Origin of the sequence: Agromyces sp. Marseille-P2726, assembly GCF_902809835.1 — a bacterium.
Classification (GTDB): Bacteria; Actinomycetota; Actinomycetes; order Actinomycetales; family Microbacteriaceae; genus Agromyces.
In genome coordinates this window covers 170,264-190,568 of record NZ_CADDWM010000014.1, presented here as the reverse complement: position 1 = coordinate 190,568, position 20,305 = coordinate 170,264, and the positions used below count along the sequence as shown (strand labels likewise).

Below are 20,305 nucleotides of genomic sequence, written 5' to 3'. Positions count from 1 at the left end.
GTCAGCCTGTGAATAACTGGTGACGATCGTAGCCTGTTGAGGACAAGTGACCCGCTATTGTGGCCGCATGCCCATGGAGCGAAGAGCCGACGAAGAAGCCGGAGAGACCGCACCCACGGCACCCGACGCACCCGCGGCATCCGACGCACCCACGGCACCCGACGCACCCACGGCACCCGACGCACCCGCGGCATCCGATCGACCCGTAACATCCACCCGCCTCGCCCCACTCGCCCGCGGGCCCGTCATCACCGCCATGGCCGCACTGGCCGCGCTGCTCGCCGCGACCAGCCAGCTCTACGGCTACCACCGCGACGAGCTGTACTTCCGCATGCTCGATCCGGCGTGGGGATACGTCGACCAGCCGCCGCTCACGCCCCTCATCGCCGGCGCACTCGCGTCGATCATCGACGAGCCGTGGTTCCTGCGGATCCCCGCCATCGTCGCAGCCGTCGCCGCCGTGCTCGTGGCCGCACTCATCGCGCGTGAGGTCGGCGGCGGACGCCTGGCGCAGTCACTGGCGGCGTGGTCGGCCGCGGCATCCGCGTTCCCCCTGATCTTCGGACACGTGCTGCTCACGGCGTCGCTCGACCTCGTGGTCTGGCCGCTCGTTGCCCTGTTCGCGATGCGGGCGCTGCTGCGGTCCGACGGGCGCTGGTGGCTCGCCGTGGGTGCCGTCGCCGGCCTCGGCAGCTCGAGCAAGCTCCTCGTCGCCGTGCTCCTCATCGGGCTCGGCGTCGGCCTGCTGGCGTTCGGACCGTGGCGCCAGCTGCGGTCACCGTGGCTCTGGGCCGGCGTCGCGATCGCCGTCGTGCTCGCGCTGCCGAACATCGTCTACCAGGCGACGCACGACTGGCCGCAGTTCGCGATGGGCGCCGCACTCGCCGAGAACAACGCCGACGAGACGCGTGTGCTGATGTGGCCGATGCTGCTCCTGCTCGTCGGGCCGTACCTCGTGCCGATCTGGGTGGCCGGCATCGTGGCGCTCCTGCGGCGTCGGTCGTGGCGCGACATCCGCCTGCTCCTGGGAGCGCTCGTCGTCGTGGTCGTCTTCACGTTCGTCGGCGGCTCGCAGTTCTACTATCCCCTCGGCGTGCTGCAGGTGCTGCTGGCGATCGGCTGCGTCCCGACCGCCGAATGGATGCGCACGCGCGCCCGCAGCATGCTCGTCTGGGTGGGCGTCATCCTGAACGGGCTGACGTCGGCCGTCATCGCGCTCCCGCTCGTGCCCCTCGACGCCCTCGGTGCGACGCCCCTCCCGGAGATGAACCAGGTGACGGCCGACAGCATCGGCTGGCCCGCCTACGTGCAGCAGGTGGTGGATGCCGCAGGGTCGGATGCCGCAGGGTCGGATGCCGCGGCATCCGAGCCCGGCGCCCTCGGCGCGCCGATCATCACCGCCAACTACGGCGAGGCGGGCGCGCTCGATCGCTTCGGGCCAGCGCTCGGCATCGACGCCGACGACGTGTACAGCGGACACAACGAGCTCTGGTTCCGCGGGCATCCGCCCCACGCGGCTGACGCCGAGGGCTCGGCCGTGTTCGTCGGCTACTTCCGCCCGGGATTCCTGGCGACGATGTTCGATTCGTGCGAGGTGCGCGGCGAGCTCGACAACGGGCTGGGCGTCGACAACGAGGAACAGGGCGCGCCGATCACCGTCTGCACCGGCATGCGCGTGCCCTGGAGCGAGGCGTGGCCGCGCTTCGCGCACCTCGACTGAATCCGTCAGTGCGCGGCCGGCAGTCCTCGGGCGGCGCGAGCCGAGCGACCCTGTGCCGGAACCGCGCGACGGTGCAGGCGCGTCTCGCGGCGGTGGGTCCGCTCCGCGCGCTCCCCCTCGTCGGCCCGGCGCTCGGCAGCCATGCGGCGCTGCTCGTTGATGCGGGCCGCCGTCAGCTCGTCGCTCGTGTGGAGCGTCTGGGCGATGTAGCCGTGTGCGTGGTTCATGATTCCGATCGCCTTCAGGAGGTTCGGGCCGGGTTTCGGCCTCTGAGATCAGGTTCCTCGCTGAGGTGGGGATGCCGTATCGGGCGAGTGTCGTATCTTCGCGGCATCCGGGCGCACCGAAGGCACGCGCACTACCTCAGACGGCGCTCACAGCTAAGGTGCCTCAGACCTGGGTGCCTCAGACCCTGCGCCGCCGCACCGGCAGCATCGTCGCTGGTGGCTCGGGGCCCAGCAGGAACTCCTCGATGAAGCGCGCCACGAGCTGCGGCTGCTCGAGCACCACGAGGTGCGACGCGCCGGGCACCACGCAGAGCCGGCCGGCGGGCAATGCCTCGTACAGCGCGACCGTGTGGTCGAGGCGCACGAGGTCGTCGTCGCCGACGAGCACGAGCGTCGGATGCCGCAGCTGCGAGACATCCTCGGCGGTCAGCCTGGGCTCCGACGTGACCATCGAGACGACCTTCTCGGCCACCACGGGATAGTGGTCGGCGCCGTCGGGTGATCGTGCGGCGTATCCCTCGAGCAGCGGCGACGGTCCGTCGTCATCGTCGTGCGGCAGGGGGTGGATGCCCTCGCAGTGGAAGTTCGCGCCGATGAGCACGAGCCGGTCCACGAGATCGGGTCGGCGCAGCGCAACGAGCATCGCCACGATGCCGCCGTCGCTCCATCCCACGAGGTGCACCGGCGGCGCGAGGTCCAGGCGCTCGAGGATCCCGATCGCGTGCGCGGCCATGTCGTCGTAGTGGAACGGTTCGTCGGTGTCGGCGGTGTACCCGTGTCCGCGTCGATCGAACGCGACCAGGCGGAACCGGGCCTCGAGCGCGGGGCCGATCGAGTCGAGCAGGTCGTCGCTGTGGCCCATGCCGCCGTGCAGGAGCACGACGGTGTGCTCGCCGTTTCCGCGCTTCTCGGTCCACGTGCTGAGACCGTCGACATCGATGCGTTCGGCCATGATCCCCCACCCATCCGTTCGCAGGATACGACGACGGATGCCGCGGCCGCCCGCCGTGCGCTAGTACCGCCGCGACGCGTGGTCGAAGATGAGGCTCGTGTTGGTGTCGGCCACCTCTTCGCGAATGCTGATCGTGTCGGCGACGAGCTCGCGCATCGCGGCGGCGTCGCGCACGGCGACGTGCACGAGGAAGTCCTGGTCGCCGGCGAGGAAGTACACGTGCCGGGTGGCGGGCAGCTGTTCGAGGTAGGCCTGGAAACGTCGCAGGTCGCCGCGGGCGTGCGCGTGCAGGCGGATCGCGATGAGCGCCTCGAGCTGCAGGCCGACCGCCGCGGGGTCGACCTCGGCGTGGAACCCGCGGATCGCTCCCGACGCGACGAGCGCGCGCATCCGCTTGTGGCAGGGGGATTCGGCGGCACCGACGCGCGGGGCGAGCTCGCTGTTCGACATGCGGCCGTTGCGCTCGAGCTCCGCCAGGATGGCGCGGTCGATTCGGTCGAGCTCGTACGCGGGGGCGGCCGTCGTCCCCGCCGAAGATTCCTGTGCGGTCATGCGCCCGACGCCCTCCTCCGAATCGGATTCTTTCCTGCAGTCTCATTCTGCGACCGAATCTCCCTCGAGTTGGCACTTCCTCACGTGATTCTTCATACTGGCTGCGACTGAGCGTGAACCAAGGAGGGTGCTGCAGTGGCGCGATCGATCGTCATCGGTGCGGGGATGGTCGGGCTGGCGACGGCGTGGCACCTGCAGGAGCACGGGGTCGACGTGACCGTCGTCGACCGCAGCGGCGTGGCCGCCGGCTCATCGTGGGGGAACGCGGGATGGCTGACGCCGGGCAAGACGATTCCGCTGGCCGACCCCAGCCTGTGGACATACGGCCCGCGAGCGCTGATGGACCCCGATGCCGCACTGCACGTGCCGTTCCGCGTCGACGCCGGCCTCTGGGCGTTCCTGGCCCGGTTCGCGTCGCATGGCACCCACCGCGCGTGGGATCGCACCATGGCCAAGCTGACCCCCATCGACAAGATCGCCCTCGAGGCGTTCGACGAGCTCACGGCCGGCGGCGTCGACGCCTGGACCCGTGAGGGCCCGTTCGTGATCGGGTTCACCGAGGAGCCGCACTCGAAGGGCTTCCTGCGCGAGATCGAGGGCGTGATCCGGCACGGCCAGGACGTGCCGTTCGAGCGGCTCGACAACCCGCGCGAGCTCGCCCCGCAGCTGTCCGACCGGGTGACCGTGGCGTACCGGCTCGACGGGCAGCGGTTCATCGAACCCGGACCCTACGTGCAGGCCCTCGCCGACTCCGTCGTCGCCCGCGGCGGCGACCTCCGCACCGGGCTCGAGGTCCGCTCGATCGGCTCGGCGTCCCCGCTGCCCACCGTCGTCCTGGCGAACGGCGAGCAGCTGTCGGCCGAGTCCGTGGTGATCGCGACGGGCGCATGGATGCCGCATCTGGCCCGCCCGCTCGGCGTGAAGGTGCGAGTGCAGGCCGGGCGCGGCTACTCGTTCACCGTCGACACCGACGAGCCGGCGCGGCATCCGGTCTACCTGCCGTTCCAGCGGATCGCCTGCACGCCGTACCAGGGGCGATTCCGCATCGCGGGGACCATGGAGTTCCGCCGGCCCGACGAACCGCTGCAGCCGCGCCGCATCCAGGCCATCATCAACCAGGCGCGCACGCTCCTCACCGGGGTGAACCTCGACGAGCGCTTCGACGAGTGGGTCGGCTCACGCCCGGTGACTCCCGACGGACTTCCGCTCGTCGGCGCCACCCGAGCGCCCGGCGTGTACGTCGCCGGCGGCCACGGCATGTGGGGCGTCGTGCTCGGGCCGGCCACCGGCAAGCTGCTCGCCGAGCGCATCGTCACCGGCCGAACCGACCCGGCCATCGCGCCGTTCGACCCGCTCCGCTGAACGCGACATCACCCTGCGTCAACCCCGCGCGACCGGCGACCACACGTGCCTAGCATTCAGGCATCAAGCCTCCCCTCGCGAAAGGACGACGCCCGATGACAGTCGCACGCGATCTCATGACCCCCGACCCCACCTGCGTGATCGAGAACCAGACACTCGTCGAAGCCGCCAGGATGCTGCGCGACCACGACGTCGGCTCACTGCCCATCTGCAGCAAGGACAAGCGCCTCAGGGGCATGCTCACCGACCGCGACATCGTGGTGAAGTGCATCGCCAGCGGCGGCGACCCGAACACCGTCACCGCCGGCAGCCTCGCCGACGGAGGCCCGATCACGATCGGCGCCGACGACGACATCCGCGAGGCACTCGAGATGATGCAGCAGTACCAGGTGCGCCGCCTGCCCGTGGTCGACGGGCACGACCTCGTCGGCATCCTCAGCCAGGCCGACGTCGCGCGAGCGCTCTCGGCCGACGAGATCGGCCACACGGTGGCCGAGATCTCGGAGGCATGACCGAGACGACGACCGCGGATGCCGCAACTGATGCATTGACGGATGCCACGACCGCCGCACACCGACGAACACCCGAAGGAGCGCCTCATGACCGACTCGAAGCTTCCCGACGACATCGCGCCCGTGCCCGATGACGCCGAGGGTGCCGACGAGCAGCAGCGGCATCGCAACCAGCCCGGCGATGAGAAGCCGGGTGCGCCCGGTGACGCCGAGCCGATGACCGAGTCCACCGAGGGCGGCCTCGAGGGCGGCGACCCCGGCGTCGAGGAGTAGACGGGGCAGCACCGCTGCGCTGCAGGAGCTTCACCCCACGCACGCCGGCTCCGTGCCGGTGGCGAAGTAGGTCTCGCTCGCGAGAACGAACTCCCCCACCCCGCACGCGACACCACCGAGGTAGACGCTCTGGTAGGCCGATTCCTCGAGCCGTGCGGTGACGCGGAACGGCGGCTCCGAGGCATCCGGGACCAGAATCGACGACCTCGCGTCGCCGTGGAGCACGGTGAACCGCACCCTGAAGTCGCACGACTGCTGCGAGGTGCTCCCCGTCACGACGAGCGACACCTGCTCCTCGGGTGCGAGCGAGATGGTCTCTGCGGGAAAGACCTGCACCGGCTCCCCCGTCTCGTTGCTGCGCCTGGTGGCGACGGGGTCGGGTGCATCGAGGTCGAAGTCGAGTCGCAGGGAGTCATCTGCGCCTGCCGGCGGGTCGAGGAAGAGGCTGCCGTCGAGTGGCTCGGAACAGTCTCGCTCGATGTCGGCGTCGACGATGCGCACCGTGTCGCTCCGGTTTCCCTCGAGCACGACCAGGGCGAATGACGTGCCGACGGGAGATGCCCCGAGATCGAGCAGATGAGCGAAACGATCCGTCGACGCATTCACTTGCCCGAGGTCAACGGCATCCATCTCGACATCCGTGGAGAACGCGACGGTTCCGCCCTCCTCGGACTTGACCGGCTGCGCTTCTCGGACGATGACGACGTCGCCTCCCTGGGTCACTCGCCCGATCATCTCGCCGAACCGCGGGACGAGTGCGTTGGTGATCGCGACGCCGAGCGCGGCGACCACGATGCCGCCGAACCAGACGACCGGCTTCTTCAGCCACGACCGGATGTCTCTGCTGCCCGTTCCGCTTTCGTGCTCGCCTGCCATCCCAACCCCCGAGATGCTGCGTTCTTCGCAAGCTACCACCTTGCTGGCGCGTCACGGGTGCCGCGTGCTCGTGATGTCGATCGGGGCCGTGCTCGTTCGACGTCCTTGATGAGGGTGATACCGAAGTCGCCCACGACGTAAGGATGAAGCAATGACGCAGTACTTCCTCACCATGCCGCACGACTCCGCCGAGGAGCCGACGATGGCGTCGATGCAGGAGTTCGACCCTGCGGAACTCGCCGCCGTGATGGCCGCGGTCGACGCGTTCAACACGGAACTGAAGGAGTCGGGAACCTGGCTCTTCGCCGGCGGCCTGCACCCACCCTCGACGGCGAAGACCGTCGACGCCACGTCGGGCGAGACCCGCGTGCTCGACGAGCCGTTCGTGGAGGCCCCGGCCTACGTTGGCGGTTTCTGGGTGATCGAGGCGGCCGACGAGGCGGCCGCCGTCGAGTGGGCCACCAAGGCGTCGGCCGCGGTGCAGTCGCGGATCGAGGTGCGCTCGCTGCAGGAGGCGCCACCCGAGAGCTAGACCCCCGTTGCCTGGCTCATCGCGCGGGCGCCCTCGACTCATCGCGGGCGGGCGCGACTCATCGCGCGGGCGCCCTCGACTCATCGCGCGGCCGCGCACGCCTCATCGCGTGGGCGCGCACGACTCATCGGGCGGGCGCGCACGACTCATCGCCCGGGCGCGCACGACTCATCGCGCCGGCGCGCGCGACTCATCGCCCGGGCGCGCACGACTCATCGCGCGGGGCGCGCACGACTCATCGCGCGGGCGCGCACGACTCATCGCGCGGGGCGCGCACGACTCATCGCGCGGGACGCGCGCGACTCATCGCGTGGGCGCGCTCGCCTCATCGCGCGCCATGGCACGTGCTGTCGCGCGGCGGGCCCTTCGGCGGGTCGCCCGGGGTTCGCCCGCCCGGTGGTCAGGAGCGGGGTTGCCCGGTCGGGCCACCTGATCGGGGGCGAGGGGCACCGGCGGGATGAACCAACTTCGGCCGTCTCGGATGGTGATGACCCACCCGTCGTCGTGCACCCGATGGTGATGGTGCGAACACAGCAGGATGCCGTTCTCGAGATCGGTCGGGCCGCGGTCTCGCGTCCACCACCGGATGTGGTGCGCCTGCGTGTGCGACGGCGGACGCTCGCATCCCGGCCAGGCGCAACCCCCGTCGCGTGCGACCAGCACGGCCTTCTGCGCCGCGCTGAAGAGACGCCTCGAGCGACCGAGCTGCACCCGCTCGCTGCCGTCGCCCAGGTACAGCGGGGCGATGCCGGCCGACATGGCCAGCTCACGCGCCGTGTCGATGGAGACCGGATGCTCGATGCCGTCGATCGTGGCATGCCCTCGGGCCGAGACGAGCGCGTCAGCATCGACGCGCGCGATCACGGTGACCCCCCTCAAGGCGGCCGGGGCATCGGTGCTCGACAGCGACAGCCGTGCGATGTCGGCGAGCGCGTCGGCGTTCATCTGGGCGATCGTGCGGTCTTCGGCGACGGCGCGGTCGCCCGCGAGGCCGCCACCTTCGGCGATGGCGCGGTCACCCACGAGGCCGCCATCTTCGGCGACGCCACTCGACGCGTCGGCACCGAACCCACGACGGGCATCACGCGCGGCATGCAGCTCGGCGCCGACGAGCGTTTCGATCGCGAGCTTGATCGGAGCGCCGTTGGCGGGGTCGAACGCACCGCGAAGATTCACCATGCCCGAGGCGTCTTGCCAGATCTTCAGCGATCGAGCGCTGCGCAGCTCGTCTTCACGCGGCTTCACGCCGTCAGGATCGAGATGCGCCTCGAGTTGCCGGATCAGGCGCTGCGTTCCGTCGACCCCCACGAGCGGAGCTCGCTCGACGAGGAGCACCTCTGCGTCGTCGAGATCGGCGCGGTCGGCGCGATCGGCCACGCGGTCGAGAAAGCGGCGGATCAGGTCGGCGGCATCGATGCTCACCGAGCCAGATTCGAACGCTGCCGCGAGGTGCGGGTGCCGGGCAGGAAGAACCTCACCGGTGAAGGACTGACGAGCCGACGTCGCTTCACCGATGGACACCAGGCGCGCGGCATCCGCATACCGACCACCCGTCGCCTGCACGAGGAGACGTTCGGCCGTCGCGAAACCGTGCCGCTTGGCCACATCGGACTCGTCGCCCGTGCGCGACCGGGCCGCAAGCTCGGCCGCACAGCGCGCCTGCAGGACCTGCACGTTCCGTTGCAGCCGGGCAAGCGCCTCAGTGGCACGAACGAGACCGTCGTCGCTCATGACCCGAACGTCGGAGCTCACGTCGTTCGACGCGCCGAGGAGCGCCCCCGACCAAGCGTCGACCAGCTTCGCATGCAACGCCCGAGCGAATCGAGGGCGGCGGGCGAATCGGTCATGCTTCATTCTCCCAAAGAAGGAGAAGGGATGGGAACACAGATTCGATCTGTGGATAAGTCGTCGAGATCGTCATTCGCAGCTATATTCGAGTCAAGAAGCAGGACGAAACAACGCGAGCTGCGGCATCCTGAAGCTCGCCGCACGAACTCCACATCGCTACGCTGAGCGTGGAACCAGACCGGGGAGGGTGGTGAGTTCCATGACTGCGACGAAGCAGTGGAGCATCACCGTCGACATCGACGAGCAAGAGGACGCGACGCTGGCAACCGTCAGCCTGCGCACGCCCACGGGCCACGACGTGACCGGCGTCGGCGAGGCGCATCGCAATCCGCTCGATGCGAGCGTGCCCGAGATCGGGGACGAACTCGCGGTGTCGCGTGCGCTGCGCAATCTCGCCGAGCGGCTGCTGCACACGACCGAGAAGGACATCAGCGGCGTCACCGGCGAGCCGGCGCACCTGCACCGGTAGCACCTGACGCCGCGGGGCCGCGCTGATACGCCGCGTCTCAGTGCCGGCGACAACCCCGCGCGCTCAGCGGGGAAGCGTCGGCGTGCGACGGTAACCATCGCGTCCGAACTGCACCAGGGCCGACGTGACCGCCGTCACCGCGAGCAGTCCCAGCAGAACCATGAGCTCGAGCATCGCGCACCTCCCTTCGAATCCGAGTCGGTGCGGCGGTGAGATTCCCGCCGAACTCCACACTCCTCGCGAATCCGCCCGAGCGAATCCGTAGAGCACACGGATATCTGGATGCCGCGCTACCGAGGTCACGAAGGGACGTGTGCTCGCGGCATCCGTAGCGGGCGGACGCCCGACGTCCTACTCTGGTGGCGCCGCGCGCCGGTGCGCGGCGAACCGAGGGGAGGTCGACGCGTGAGCGAGCGAGAGAACCTTGAGATCATCCACGACGTGTATGCCGCGTTCGGGCGCGGCGACGTGCCCGGCGTGCTGGCGCTGCTGACCGACGACGTGCGGTGGACGACACCCGGACCGCCCGACGTCATCCCGTACGCGGGCGTTCGCACGGGGCACGACGAGGTGGCCGAGTACTTCCAGGCGTTCGGCACGTCGGCCGAGACGACCTCGTTCGACCCGCAGCGGTTCTTCGCCGACGGGGACATGGTCGTCGTGGTCGGGCACTACACCCTGAAGGTCGTGAAGACCGGCGCCGTCATCGACAACGACTGGGTGCACAGCTTCACCCTCACCGACGGCAGGATCTCGGCATTCGAGGGTTACGAAGACAGCGCCGCCGTGGTGGCCGCATTCACCGCCGCGCCGCAGCACAGCTGACACGACCCGAAGAGACTCTCCTGGCGGATGCCTCCGGCACCTCGGCACTCCGGCACTTCGGCACCGAGTTTGTTGAGGCATCCATGTCGTGGCCGCGTGCAGCGACCGGATGCCGCGGCGCGCGCGTCGGAGGCGACCGCCCCGGCCATCGCGGCATTCGCGCCGGCAGGTGTACGCTGACGCCGTCCCCCGACGACGAGGAAGGGGGCGCCATGCAGCCGCTCCGTCTGATGACGTTCAACGTGCAGCTCCTGCCGGTCATCGCGGGCGTGGGGGCGGGCACGGTCAGCGTGCCGGCCGGCATCGCCGGACTCATCCCGGGCAGCGCCGCCGACTCGATCGCGCAGGCCGAGGCGGTCGCCGACGACCTGCTCGACATCCCGCCCGCCGAGCGGCCCGACGTGCTGGCCCTCAACGAGGTCTTCAGCGAAGACGCCCGCGACGTGCTCATCAACCGGCTGAAGCCCGAGTGGCCGCACGTCATCGAGTCCGTGCACGAGGGCGACCTCGAGGAGGACGCCGGCCTCATGGTGTTCTCGCAACTGCCGTTCGAGACCCTGCCGGGTGGCGGCGACCGCCGCGAACGCTTCTACTCGGATGACGCGGGCGCCGACTCCTGGGCGTCGAAGGCCGCCGTGCTGGTGCAGGTGAACCGCCCTGCCGAGCACACCACGCTGGTGTTCACGCACTTGCAGGCCGCCTACGACACGGAGGAGCAGTACCGCGACATCCGCAAGTCGCAGCTCGCCGAGATCCGCGACCTGGTGGCCGAGGTGCTCGGCCCGTCGCCGAACAGCTGGCAGAACGTGATCGTGGCGGGCGATCTCAACATCCGCGGCGACCTCGACGCGACGAGCAACGAGTGGTTCGACGTGTTCGACACGGCGGGCGACCCGTTCGGCGAGCTGTTCGCCGACAGCTGGATCGAGATGCGGCCGCCCGCGGCATCCGTCGATCTTGACAAGGGCCTCACCAACCGCAATCGCGACACCCAGGCCGAGCAGCGGCTCGACTACATCTGCCGGTTCAAGACGATCGACGGCGTCGACCTGGTCGCGCACCACATGGGCATCGGGCACCGCGACACGTCGGATCACTACGCGCTCGAGGCGATCATCCAGGTGCGCGACGACCACTGCCAGCCGACGTCAGCCGTCGACATCGATGCGGCGGGGCCGGTCGCGGGCACCTCGGGTCCGAGTCAGCCGACCACCTCGCAGGCCTACGCCGTGCTGCCGACCATCGCGGTCGAGGGCGGCCGGTCGTGGGTGTGGGTCCCGCGGCCGGGCACGTACACGTTCCACCACAGCGCGTCGCTGCTCGTCGACGTCTACGCGGCATCCGACATCTCGCGGCCGCTGACCCGGCTCGACCAGCTTTCGGTCTCGGATGTCCCGGCCGCCGTGCAGAGCGTGTACCGCCGATTCGACGACATCGACGGCGAGGGCTCGACGTTCGTGAACCGCTCGCCGCTGCTCGTGTCGATGCGCACGAAGAACGGCGACCCGGGAAGCGGCGTGCTCATCGTGCTCGAGCACCTGGGCGATACGAAGGCGACGGCGATCGCGCTGCCGCCGCACGAGGACGTGACGGTGCCGTTCCCACCGAACCAGCGGCTCGGCGACGACGACATCGCGTGGTTCCGGGTGCATCCGGTCGCGACGCTGATGGGCGCGCCGCGGCAGGAGACCGTGACGCTGAAGCAGCCGCAGGGGTCGGGCACGCTCGAGGCGATGGATGCCGCGGGCGGCTCGCTCGGCGGCGATTCGGGTTCGTCGCAGCTGTCGTTCGAGTTCACGGTGAGCGCCGACGACGAGATCTTCGTGACCGTGCAACGCGACGACGATGCGGACACGGGGCAGGTGATCCGGTGGGCGACCCCCGTGACCTACCTGCGGCTCGACAAGAGGTTCGCCGTGCACGTGAACAACGAGTCGGGCCCCGACTGGCCCGGCGCCGACGAGCCCGAACTCGACATGTGGATGGACGGCGAGAAGCTCATCCACACCGTGTGGGACGACGCCGACACCGGCGAGGACTGGCCCGGCATCGCTGACAAGATCCACTTCGAGGTGGTGCAGCGCGGCTGGCCGAGCAAGTCGGTCGCGTTCACGCAGTCCCTCGACTTCGTCATCGAGGACCCCGACACCCTCGGGGGCGCGCACGGCGTGACCTCGTACCCGATCGCCGGTCTCAGCCCGAACGAGCCGCCCGAGCGCAAGCGCACCACGGCGATCGCGGTGTACGACACCGTGTCCAACGGCACCTACACGGTGAGCTGCACACTGTCGCGGGATCCGTAGGGAGCAATTCGTCAGCCGTTCGAGTCCTCGGCGAAACCGGGAGGGAGGTCGTGCACGTAGGCACTGGCCAGCGCGCCGAGCGCCTCTCCGCCGGCTCCGAAGAAGTCGATCACACCATATTCCGTGATGCGGTAGTCGTCTGCGATCTCGGTGTAGAAGTTGGCCGGAGTGCGTTCACGGAACGCGACGAGGTCGGCAGGCGCATCTTCCAGCGTCCCGAAGTACTCGAACGCCGTGGGCGTCTCGGGTGTCAGGAAGAGGGTGTCTCCACAGGCACGATTGATCCCCACCAAGTGGGTTTTCCAACCATGGCCACTTGCTTGTGGCACGACGGATTCCTCGATCAATTGGCCGAGACTGCTGCCGGTGCCTCCTTCGAGATAGTACAAAGACCGCTCATTCGGGTCCTCTTCAGAGTCCCAGGACTCGGATTGCCCGATCGGCGGTTCCTGCAGCACGACGGTCGACCCCGACGGGGTCTGGAAGGGTGCCGCGACATCGGGCTCACACACCAGAACTGAGTACAGGACGGTGATTCCCGAGTCGTCGACGACGGCCGTAGCGGCGACAGAGTCACGCGCGTACGTATGCTCCACCCAACCGAGTTTTCCATCGAGGACTCGCGTCGCGATCGGACCGCCGAACAGTTCGTCGATGCGAGCCGCGGGGAACCCGACATGGATGTCTGCTGCGAGTGCCGCGACGGAACTCCCAGTCGGCGTTGCCGAGGCGCTCGGCGGGGGCTCGGCGGTGCCCCCGCCGGGACCGCCTGATGATGCACTACCTTGGCCGATTCCCGAGATCTGCCACACCACCCCGAGGATCGAGGCCAACCCGACGATGGTCCCGAACACGGCGCCGGCGATCTTCCATCCGCGATGCGAAGTCCAGTCGGCCTTGGTGCGATCTCGAGTAGTCACTTCCCCGTCCGCGCCCCCACGCAATTGGTGAATCTTGTGACATCAGCGTCTCTTGCACATGTACCAGCTACATCACATCATCGTGCAGACCGCGATTCTTCGACAATGCCATTGGCGCGAGTCGGATGGCGTCAGTCGGGTCGAGACACTGCCTCGACTTCGAGGAGCTCATCGAGTCCCACGAAGTCGCGCGGGTTCGTCGTGTAGAGCGGAAGCGATTGCGCGGCCGCCACGGCAGCGATCATGAGGTCTGCGATTCGGCGCCGGGGTGTGCGGCCGACCGCTTGTACCGCCGCCGAAATGCGACCGAATGCGCGAGCAGCGTCGACGTCGAACGGGATCGGGTCGAATTCGTGCTCCACTCGTTGCAGCACGTCGATGCGTCGTGCGCGTTCCGTGGCGCTGTCGGCTCCCCGCACGAGGTGCACACCTGCAGAGAGTTCGGCCAACGTCACCGCGCTGATAGCCACTTCGGCGGGTAGGTCATCGGGATCGATCCACCGCCGCAGAATCACGATGTTCGTGTCGAGAAGCCCTCGTGGGTGCTCAGCGGGCATACGGGTCGTTGAATGCTGTGTCGATGACGGCCTCTTCGTTCGCACGGAACGTTTCAAGGTCGATCGCCGGGGCGGTACGCGACATGGCAGCGAACTCCGAGCGGCTCACGAATCGGCGACGACGACGCAGCGGAATGAGCTCACCGATCTCGTGCCCGTCGCGCGTCACCGTGAACGACTCACCACGCTCGACGGCGTCCATGATCTCCCGCGAGCGCATCCGAAGGTCGCGCTGGCTGATCTCGCCCGTCATCCCGCAACAGTAGCATCATGTAGCACGGGATGCTGCAGACGAAACTCAGCAACTGAGGCGGTAGAACACGAACGGAATCGCCGACACCAGGCAGCTGGCGGCCGGAACGAGGGTGAGCGATGCAAAGACGGTCCACTGCATCTCGGGGGTCACGGTCACACCGGCCTCGTAACCGGCGAGCACGATGAACATGCCGAAGACGAGCACCGCCAGCGCGGCCATGATCTTGGACACGAACGTGAGGCTCGAGAACGAGATTCCGTCGTTGCGCATCCCGGTGCGGCGCTCGATGTCGTCCACGGCGTCAGCGATCATCGTCGCCTGCACGACGAGGAAGATGCCGAGGGTCATCCCGGTGAGGAAGATGAACAGCAGCAGCACGACGATGTTCTCGAACCCGGCGAGGAACATCGCCACATACAGCGCCGCGCCGATCATCGAGCTGCCGATCACCAGGGTCTTCGCCGACATGACCGTGAGCAGGAGCGGCGTGAGGAACGACGCGAGCACCATGCCGATGATGATCGCCGCGCCGATGAGGGTGAACGCGCCCTCGTTGTCGTAGGCGATGACGACGAACACCGCGCCGCCGGCCTGCACGATGTAGCGGCCGAAGCCGAGCACCGACCCGATCAGCACCATGAGCAACGGCGTGTTGCGCAACAGCGTGCCGAACAGCTGCCGGAGCGTGAGCCGATCCTGCACCCCGGGGGTGTGCCGCTCGCGCGTGTTCGTGAACGCGAGCAGGAACAGCCCCATGCCCAGGACCGAGACGACGCCCACCGCCAGCGACCACCCGGTGCCGGTGGTCTCGTCGCCGGAGCTCAGCAAAAGCGCGAGCCACGGCATCCCGAGCGTCGCCAGCCCGAGCGCGATTGCGCCGTACGCCCGCACGTCTGAGATCACTCGCATGCGGTACTGGGGTTCGCTGAACGCCGAGCCGATGATCCCCCAGAACGGCACATCGCACACGGTGTACGCGACGCCCCACAAGAAGTAGCAGACGGCGAAGAAGACGAGCTTGCCCGTCTCGGACACATCCGGCACGGTGAACAGCAGCGTCGACAGCACCGCGACCGGCACGGCGGAGAAGAGGATGTACGGCCGCAGCTTGCCCCAGCGTGTGCGAGTCATGTCGATGAGGCTGCCCATGACCGGGTCGTCGATCGCGTCGAAGATCTTCGCGGCCGTGATCACGGCGGTCACGACCGCCATGCCCTGGGTGCTGATGCGGGCGTACTGCAACAGGTAGAGGAGGATGAACGTCGTCACCGTCGTCAGCACGAGGTTCTGGCCGAACCCGGCCACCACGATCGAGCTCCGCTGCGTGCGGCGGCTCGGGATCCGCGCTTCGGCGGCGCTGACGCTCACGGGCGCTCCAGCAGGATCGTCTTGATCTCGAACGGCCGGAAGCTCAGGTGCGCGAGATCCACGGGATCGAGACGGCGCTCGATGAGGTCGGTTGCGATGGCTCGCCGGTGCGGGATGCCGGTGCGCAGCGCCGTCCGGATCGGCCGCCCGAGGCTCTCGTACACCCGCACGACCACGCCCGAGCCGTCCTCGGCGGGCTTGATGGTCTCGACCACCACGCTCGGGTCCTCGGCCGACACGGCACTGTCGAAGACCACGCCGTCGGCGATCAGCAGCGGATTGTTCAGGCGGTAGGCCTCGCGCACGACCGCGGCCAGATCGTCGGGCGCGAACGGCATGAACGCATACGTGAACTCGTGGGTGCCCCGGTCGGCCGTCTTGTCGGGGAAGGTCGGCGCCCGCAGCAGGTTGAGGCTGATGAGCCCGTTCTTCGCCCGATGCCCGTACTTGGAATCGTTGAGCAGGGCGACCCCGCCGGCATCCCCTCGGTCATCCGACCCACCGGCATCCGACCCATCGTCACTCGACACCGTCGCGATCCACTTGTGGGCGCAGATCTCGAACTGGGCCTTCTCCATGGGGTCGCGCTCAGTCGTCGGGCGGGCGATATGCCCGAACTGGATCTCGCACAGCGCCTCGGCGCCGTAATGACGCGGGCGGAATTCGGCGCGCAGCATCCGGTGTCGCTCACGCCAGTCGACGTGCGTCTCGAACCGGATGACGGGGCTGCCCGCCTCGAGCACGACGCGCTGATGCACGGTGACCTTCGGCGCGCGGTACTCGTGGTGGCGGATGACGAGGGGCCCGTCGATCGAGGTGCGGTGGGAGGTGACAGCCAGCACCTGCGGTTTCGTGTCGACGTAGCCGGGGTCGATGTCCCACGCTTCAAACGGGAACTGGCGGGGGTCCTTGTACATCGCGAGGCGGTTGAACCCTCCGGCCACGTGTTCGGTGCCCGCGGCGTCGACGCACGAAACGAGCTCGCCGCTGGGGTCGAAGCGCACCGTGAGCAGGCCGTTCGAGATCGTGTCGGCGGAGTGCGACAGCTCGGAGAACGAGCCGGCCGGCTGCAGACGTGCGGCCGCATACGGGTCGACGTCGGCCGACCACCACCGACCGCCGACGCGGAGGTGGTCGCGCCGGGGGAACGAGGTGAGGTTGATCGCCGACGCGCCGGCATCGTCGCGGGGCAGCTCGCTCATCAACCGTGCGCCGATGCGATCGAGCGCTGTCTCGACGGCTGCGTACGACTCACGCGCTTCGCGGTTGACCCGCTCGATCGACGAGCCGGGAAGGATGTCGTGGAACTGGTTCAGCAGCACGTCGCGCCACAGCGGCTCGAGCTCGGCGTTCACCTCAGCGCCCGCCAGGGCGGCGAGCGCCTCGACCTCGTGCAGCTTGCGTTCGGCGATGCGGTTGTGCCGCTTCGTATGCCCGATCGTGGTGTACGTGCCTTGGTGCGTTTCCAAGTAGAGCTCGCCGGAGTGTCGCTGGGGGATGTCGCGTTGCTCGAGAGCTCGGAAGAAGGCGGATGCCGTGGACTTCTCAACCTTCGGAAGCCCACGCAGCGATCCCTCGCGCCGGAGCAGCTCGTGGTGCACCTCGCCGGGTCCGCCCCCTCCGTCGCCGGCGCCGTACACCAGCAGTGCCGTCCGCAGGTCTCGCTCGGGATACTGGTCGATGCCCTTGAGTAGACCGTCGGCCGCGGCGCGGCTGTTGTAGTCGCCTTCCGGCGGCATGTGCACGAGCACCGAAGACCCGTCGATCCCCTCCCAGTGGAACGTGCGGTGCGGGAACACGTTGACGCTGTTCCACGACAGCTTGATGGTCTGGAACCAGTCCATGCCGCAGCCGCGAAGGATCTGGGGGAGGTTGCCGCTGTATCCGAAGGTGTCGGGCAACCAACACAGCCGCAGGTCCTCATCGTCGAGCCCGAACTCGTCCTTCAGGAACCTTCTGCCGACCAGAGCCTGGCGGATCAGCGATTCCCCGCTGGGCAGATTCGTGTCGGGTTCAACCCAGAACGACCCCTGCAGTTCGATGCGGCCCTGCGCCACGGCATCCTTCACCCGGTCGAACAGCTCGGGGTGACGCTCCTTCGTCCACAGCAGCTGCTGCGGCTCGCTCGTGCCGTAGATGAAGTCGTCGTAGCGGTCGATCGAGTCCAGCGCCTTGACGAACGTGCGCGCTGCCTTGCGCTTCGTCTCGCGAATCGGCCACACCCACGCCGTGTCGAGGTGGCCGTGACCGACGGCGCTGTAGGTGAACGCACTCGTGGAAGGCTGCGAGAGCTCTTCCGCGAGCCGCGCCCGGGCGGATCTGTTGTCTCCCTTGGCGAAACGGGAGTACGCCTCGCCGAGCGCTGTGAACAGATCGGCCGCGAGCCGAGAATCGTCGGTCGACTCGGCCAGGGCGAACAGCGTGAGGTAGTCGTAGTAGAGCCCGAACGCGTCCTCGTCGCGCTCGGCGAGGTGGGCGCCGAAGTACACGCCACGCCCGGCGCCGAAGAACAGGAAGCCGTTGAAGGCGACGTCGGCGTAGAGGTCCACCCGGCCCGTCGACAGGTCGGCGTGCGGAACCGGCCGGAACCTTCCCCCGCTGTGCGGCAGATCGCCCTGGGTCCACACCGTGCTGATCGAGTCGAGCATCGTTCCGTCGGGAGAGTAGACGAGTCCCTCGCCGCGGATTCCGAGCATGACGACGGGATCTGCAGGAGCCGCCGGCACGTCGCCCGTGAGGTGCAGCCACGCGCATTCGAGCGGCCGGCCGAAGCGGGCGCCGGCGCGGATCGGTTCGAATGCGCCGCGGTCGAGTTCGGTGAACGAGATCGGCTCGGGCGAGCGGACGACGTCGGCATGCAGGTCGACGATCTTGCGGTAGACGCGGCTGCGAATCGCGCGCAGTCGCCGGCCGTGGAACGGATGCTTGTCGACCAGCCCCGGCAGCGTCGCCAGCACCCCGAGCATCCTACCTCCCGACGACCCGCGGCGCCCCTCTGCCGCCCCGCCCAGCCTATGGGTTGCGATGGACGCCGAACTTGCTGCCGCATCGGGTTGTGCGTCCATCCGTGCGCTGAGAGGTGAGCCCGAGCCCATGTCGGTGCCCCCTTGCTGACTCCAGCCGTAGCCGAAGATTGCGACGGTAGTGTGATGCCGCCGACATCTCGCGGCCGCTGACCCGCCTCGACCAGCTTTCGGTGTCGGATGTCCCGGCCGCCGTGCAGAGCGCGTACCGCCGGATCGACGACATCGACTTCGAGGTGGTGCAGCGCGGCAGCCCGAGCAAGTCGGTTGCCTTCACGCAGTCCCTCGACTTCGTGATCGAGGACCCGACACGCTCGGCGGCGCGCACGGCGTGACCTCGTACCCCGTGGCGGGTCTCAGCCCGAACGAGCCCGCCGAGCGCAAGCGCACGACCGCGATCGCGGTGTACGACACCGTCTCGAACGGCACGTACACGGTGAGCTGCACGCTGTCGCGGGATCCGTAGGGCGTCGCTGCCCCAATGTCTCGTGCCTGGGCGGAATGGTCTCCTCCGCGACTTCGCGGTACTCCGGTACTCCGATACCGCGCTCGGTGAAGCATCCGCTCTTGGCTGCGCCCATCGAGCGGATGCCGCGGCACCCCGGGCAACCCGCCGCACAAATGCCCCAAGAACTGGAGGCATCTCGCCGGGACGACCAAGAGGAGACTTGCATCCGACGGTCCACTCCGAGAATGGAGGACGACATGCGACGTCCCATCCGGCCGTGGATGCCCGTGTTCGGCATCTCTCTCGCGCTTCTCTCGCTCACTGGATGCGCTCCGCTCCAGAGAGTCGGAACCGTCGCCTCACAGCACGTCGACACCTTCGTGCAGTCCGGAGGCACACTTTCGGACGACATCGGCCGGCTCGGTGACGATGCCGCCAGGGTCGCCGACGAAGCGGCTCTGTCGAGCAGCTTCGACGACCTCAAAGCGGCGGTCCAGCGCAACGCAGAAACCCTGGACCGAATGCGGAGCTCGGAGTTCTGCGCTCTCACCATGGAGGCCGTCTTCGCCGAGGACACCGATGATCTCGTCGATATGGTTCGCTCTCGTGCCGACGAGTTCGCCGCGTTGGCGATCGAGATCGAGTCGACCATCGAGCTCTTGCAGACCGAGCCACCCGAGCGATTCGCCGCAGCAGTGTCGATCAAGCTGATCCAAGAGCTCGCCTGCAAGTAGTGCCACCCAGCACGCGCCGAACATGGAAGTGCCAGACCCCCGACCGGGGCTGCAGCGACCGCAGCGGACCGGCCGCCCCGCCCCTGAGCACCGACGGCCGCAGCAGCCAGACGTACACGACCAGGTTCCACACAACGAGCGCGAACACCGGCGGCGCGAGCAGGTTGATGCTCGACCCGCCGCCGATGCAATCGATGAGCACGCCGAACAGGAACGCCGCGATCGCGGTCGCCACGCCCACCCACGGCCGCCATCGGATGCCGCGCACTGTGCGCGTCACGGCCGGCTGGCGCGTCCCGATCCGCTCGAGCACGAGCTGCGCCCGCCGCCCCAGGAACTCGTCCGCGCTCGCCCGCTCCCCCACGATCGTCGCGGCCGCGCGGCTCGCCCACTCCCGGTCGGCGTCCGACCACAGCACGCGCTCGCGGTCAGCCGTCTCTACGGCGCGCCCCGCGGTCGTGTCGAGGGCGGCCGACTCGTCCATATGTTGGGGAGTATATGCCGCGGTGGTCATCCGCACAGCGTGCCTGCTAGCATCGCCACGAATC

General features: G+C 68.7%; 22 protein-coding genes. 10 read left to right on the top strand and 12 right to left on the bottom strand.

From position 1 onward, the window contains the following. Nucleotides 1-67 precede the first annotated feature (67 nt). The gene (locus HUS56_RS10360; RefSeq protein WP_217423995.1) at nt 68-1,720 is read left to right on the top strand and encodes a glycosyltransferase family 39 protein; all 1,653 of its coding nucleotides are present in this window, start codon (nt 68-70) and stop codon (nt 1,718-1,720) included. Between the two features lie 5 nt (nt 1,721-1,725). On the opposite strand, the gene HUS56_RS10355 is transcribed toward HUS56_RS10360, so the two are convergent. From HUS56_RS10355 to HUS56_RS10345, 3 genes are all read right to left on the bottom strand, one after another. Then, a complete protein-coding gene (locus HUS56_RS10355; RefSeq protein ID WP_173923364.1) occupies nt 1,726-1,947 on the bottom strand; it encodes a hypothetical protein in 222 nt (73 codons plus the stop codon). A 178-nt stretch (nt 1,948-2,125) separates the two neighbouring features. After that, nucleotides 2,126-2,899, bottom strand: a complete 774-nt coding sequence (locus tag HUS56_RS10350) for an alpha/beta fold hydrolase (protein ID WP_173923363.1) — start codon at nt 2,897-2,899, stop codon at nt 2,126-2,128. A 60-nt stretch (nt 2,900-2,959) separates the two neighbouring features. Then, the gene (locus tag HUS56_RS10345; RefSeq protein WP_173923362.1) at nt 2,960-3,451 is read right to left on the bottom strand and encodes an Lrp/AsnC family transcriptional regulator; all 492 of its coding nucleotides are present in this window, start codon (nt 3,449-3,451) and stop codon (nt 2,960-2,962) included. Nucleotides 3,452-3,586: 135 nt separating this feature from the next. Between HUS56_RS10345 and HUS56_RS10340 the strand changes: the two genes are divergently transcribed. From HUS56_RS10340 to HUS56_RS10330, 3 genes are all read left to right on the top strand, one after another. Continuing rightward, nucleotides 3,587-4,813 (top strand): FAD-binding oxidoreductase, encoded by a 1,227-nt coding sequence (locus HUS56_RS10340; RefSeq protein WP_173923361.1) that lies wholly within the window; start codon nt 3,587-3,589, stop codon nt 4,811-4,813. Nucleotides 4,814-4,908: 95 nt separating this feature from the next. Continuing rightward, the gene (locus HUS56_RS10335) at nt 4,909-5,325 is read left to right on the top strand and encodes a CBS domain-containing protein (RefSeq protein WP_173923360.1); all 417 of its coding nucleotides are present in this window, start codon (nt 4,909-4,911) and stop codon (nt 5,323-5,325) included. 87 nt (nt 5,326-5,412) lie between these two features. Further along, nucleotides 5,413-5,598 carry a hypothetical protein gene (locus HUS56_RS10330; protein ID WP_173923359.1) on the top strand — a complete coding sequence of 62 codons (186 nt, stop codon included), beginning with the start codon at nt 5,413-5,415 and terminating at the stop codon, nt 5,596-5,598. Nucleotides 5,599-5,628: 30 nt separating this feature from the next. On the opposite strand, the gene HUS56_RS10325 is transcribed toward HUS56_RS10330, so the two are convergent. Then, nucleotides 5,629-6,474, bottom strand: a complete 846-nt coding sequence (locus HUS56_RS10325; protein WP_173923358.1) for a hypothetical protein — start codon at nt 6,472-6,474, stop codon at nt 5,629-5,631. A gap of 151 nt (nt 6,475-6,625) precedes the next feature. Between HUS56_RS10325 and HUS56_RS10320 the strand changes: the two genes are divergently transcribed. Then, a complete protein-coding gene (locus HUS56_RS10320; RefSeq protein WP_173923357.1) occupies nt 6,626-7,006 on the top strand; it encodes a YciI family protein in 381 nt (126 codons plus the stop codon). Nucleotides 7,007-7,309: 303 nt separating this feature from the next. Here HUS56_RS10320 and HUS56_RS10315 read toward each other — a convergent pair whose 3' ends face one another. Then, complete coding sequence (locus HUS56_RS10315; protein WP_217423994.1) at nt 7,310-8,860, bottom strand: HNH endonuclease signature motif containing protein; 1,551 nt, start codon at nt 8,858-8,860, stop codon at nt 7,310-7,312. 193 nt (nt 8,861-9,053) lie between these two features. Here HUS56_RS10315 and HUS56_RS10310 point away from each other — a divergent pair, with 193 nt between their 5' ends. The 3 genes from HUS56_RS10310 to HUS56_RS10300 all read left to right on the top strand — a co-directional run bounded on the left by HUS56_RS10310 (nt 9,054) and on the right by HUS56_RS10300 (nt 12,451). Further along, complete coding sequence (locus HUS56_RS10310; protein ID WP_173923355.1) at nt 9,054-9,323, top strand: DUF1876 domain-containing protein; 270 nt, start codon at nt 9,054-9,056, stop codon at nt 9,321-9,323. A 405-nt stretch (nt 9,324-9,728) separates the two neighbouring features. Next, a complete protein-coding gene (locus tag HUS56_RS10305) occupies nt 9,729-10,148 on the top strand; it encodes a nuclear transport factor 2 family protein (protein ID WP_173923354.1) in 420 nt (139 codons plus the stop codon). Between the two features lie 212 nt (nt 10,149-10,360). Continuing rightward, nucleotides 10,361-12,451, top strand: coding sequence for an endonuclease/exonuclease/phosphatase family protein (locus HUS56_RS10300; protein ID WP_173923353.1), 2,091 nt, complete (start codon nt 10,361-10,363; stop codon nt 12,449-12,451). A gap of 11 nt (nt 12,452-12,462) precedes the next feature. Here HUS56_RS10300 and HUS56_RS10295 read toward each other — a convergent pair whose 3' ends face one another. The 5 genes from HUS56_RS10295 to HUS56_RS10275 all read right to left on the bottom strand — a co-directional run bounded on the left by HUS56_RS10295 (nt 12,463) and on the right by HUS56_RS10275 (nt 18,509). Beyond that, nucleotides 12,463-13,305 carry a hypothetical protein gene (locus HUS56_RS10295; protein ID WP_173923352.1) on the bottom strand — a complete coding sequence of 281 codons (843 nt, stop codon included), beginning with the start codon at nt 13,303-13,305 and terminating at the stop codon, nt 12,463-12,465. A 197-nt stretch (nt 13,306-13,502) separates the two neighbouring features. Next, nucleotides 13,503-13,928: a type II toxin-antitoxin system VapC family toxin gene (locus HUS56_RS10290; RefSeq protein WP_173923351.1), complete on the bottom strand. Its 426-nt coding sequence runs from the start codon at nt 13,926-13,928 to the stop codon at nt 13,503-13,505. After that, nucleotides 13,918-14,181: a type II toxin-antitoxin system Phd/YefM family antitoxin gene (locus HUS56_RS10285; protein WP_173923350.1), complete on the bottom strand. Its 264-nt coding sequence runs from the start codon at nt 14,179-14,181 to the stop codon at nt 13,918-13,920. The genes HUS56_RS10290 and HUS56_RS10285 overlap by 11 nt, the downstream gene beginning before the upstream one ends. Nucleotides 14,182-14,226: 45 nt before the next feature. Then, the gene (locus HUS56_RS10280) at nt 14,227-15,552 is read right to left on the bottom strand and encodes an MFS transporter (protein ID WP_173923349.1); all 1,326 of its coding nucleotides are present in this window, start codon (nt 15,550-15,552) and stop codon (nt 14,227-14,229) included. Further along, on the bottom strand, nt 15,549-18,509 hold the full coding sequence (locus HUS56_RS10275; protein ID WP_173923348.1) for a glycoside hydrolase family 38 C-terminal domain-containing protein: 2,961 nt from the start codon (nt 18,507-18,509) through the stop codon (nt 15,549-15,551). Before HUS56_RS10275 ends, HUS56_RS10280 begins: the two co-directional genes overlap by 4 nt. 239 nt (nt 18,510-18,748) lie before the next feature. Here HUS56_RS10275 and HUS56_RS10270 point away from each other — a divergent pair, with 239 nt between their 5' ends. After that, nucleotides 18,749-18,910: a hypothetical protein gene (locus HUS56_RS10270; RefSeq protein ID WP_173923347.1), complete on the top strand. Its 162-nt coding sequence runs from the start codon at nt 18,749-18,751 to the stop codon at nt 18,908-18,910. Next, a complete protein-coding gene (locus tag HUS56_RS17420) occupies nt 18,907-19,041 on the top strand; it encodes a hypothetical protein (RefSeq protein WP_256368801.1) in 135 nt (44 codons plus the stop codon). Before HUS56_RS10270 ends, HUS56_RS17420 begins: the two co-directional genes overlap by 4 nt. Nucleotides 19,042-19,382: 341 nt before the next feature. On the opposite strand, the gene HUS56_RS10265 is transcribed toward HUS56_RS17420, so the two are convergent. Together HUS56_RS10265 and HUS56_RS10260 are read right to left on the bottom strand one after the other, a co-directional pair. Next, a complete protein-coding gene (locus tag HUS56_RS10265; protein ID WP_173923346.1) occupies nt 19,383-19,739 on the bottom strand; it encodes a hypothetical protein in 357 nt (118 codons plus the stop codon). Then, on the bottom strand, nt 19,726-20,241 hold the full coding sequence (locus tag HUS56_RS10260) for a hypothetical protein (protein WP_173923345.1): 516 nt from the start codon (nt 20,239-20,241) through the stop codon (nt 19,726-19,728). Before HUS56_RS10260 ends, HUS56_RS10265 begins: the two co-directional genes overlap by 14 nt. Between the last annotated feature and the right edge of the window lie 64 nt (nt 20,242-20,305).

Coding starts and splice junctions, on each gene's coding strand:
- HUS56_RS10320 (WP_173923357.1), top strand. CDS start 6,626: ATGACGCAGTACTTCCTCACCATGCCGCACGACTCCGCCGAGGAGCCG.
- HUS56_RS10350 (WP_173923363.1), bottom strand. CDS start 2,899: ATGGCCGAACGCATCGATGTCGACGGTCTCAGCACGTGGACCGAGAAG.
- HUS56_RS10335 (WP_173923360.1), top strand. CDS start 4,909: ATGACAGTCGCACGCGATCTCATGACCCCCGACCCCACCTGCGTGATC.
- HUS56_RS10360 (WP_217423995.1), top strand. CDS start 68: ATGCCCATGGAGCGAAGAGCCGACGAAGAAGCCGGAGAGACCGCACCC.
- HUS56_RS10260 (WP_173923345.1), bottom strand. CDS start 20,241: ATGGACGAGTCGGCCGCCCTCGACACGACCGCGGGGCGCGCCGTAGAG.
- HUS56_RS10330 (WP_173923359.1), top strand. CDS start 5,413: ATGACCGACTCGAAGCTTCCCGACGACATCGCGCCCGTGCCCGATGAC.
- HUS56_RS10355 (WP_173923364.1), bottom strand. CDS start 1,947: ATGAACCACGCACACGGCTACATCGCCCAGACGCTCCACACGAGCGAC.
- HUS56_RS10325 (WP_173923358.1), bottom strand. CDS start 6,474: ATGGCAGGCGAGCACGAAAGCGGAACGGGCAGCAGAGACATCCGGTCG.
- HUS56_RS10285 (WP_173923350.1), bottom strand. CDS start 14,181: ATGACGGGCGAGATCAGCCAGCGCGACCTTCGGATGCGCTCGCGGGAG.
- HUS56_RS10315 (WP_217423994.1), bottom strand. CDS start 8,860: ATGAAGCATGACCGATTCGCCCGCCGCCCTCGATTCGCTCGGGCGTTG.
- HUS56_RS10290 (WP_173923351.1), bottom strand. CDS start 13,928: ATGCCCGCTGAGCACCCACGAGGGCTTCTCGACACGAACATCGTGATT.
- HUS56_RS10310 (WP_173923355.1), top strand. CDS start 9,054: ATGACTGCGACGAAGCAGTGGAGCATCACCGTCGACATCGACGAGCAA.
- HUS56_RS10300 (WP_173923353.1), top strand. CDS start 10,361: ATGCAGCCGCTCCGTCTGATGACGTTCAACGTGCAGCTCCTGCCGGTC.
- HUS56_RS10345 (WP_173923362.1), bottom strand. CDS start 3,451: ATGACCGCACAGGAATCTTCGGCGGGGACGACGGCCGCCCCCGCGTAC.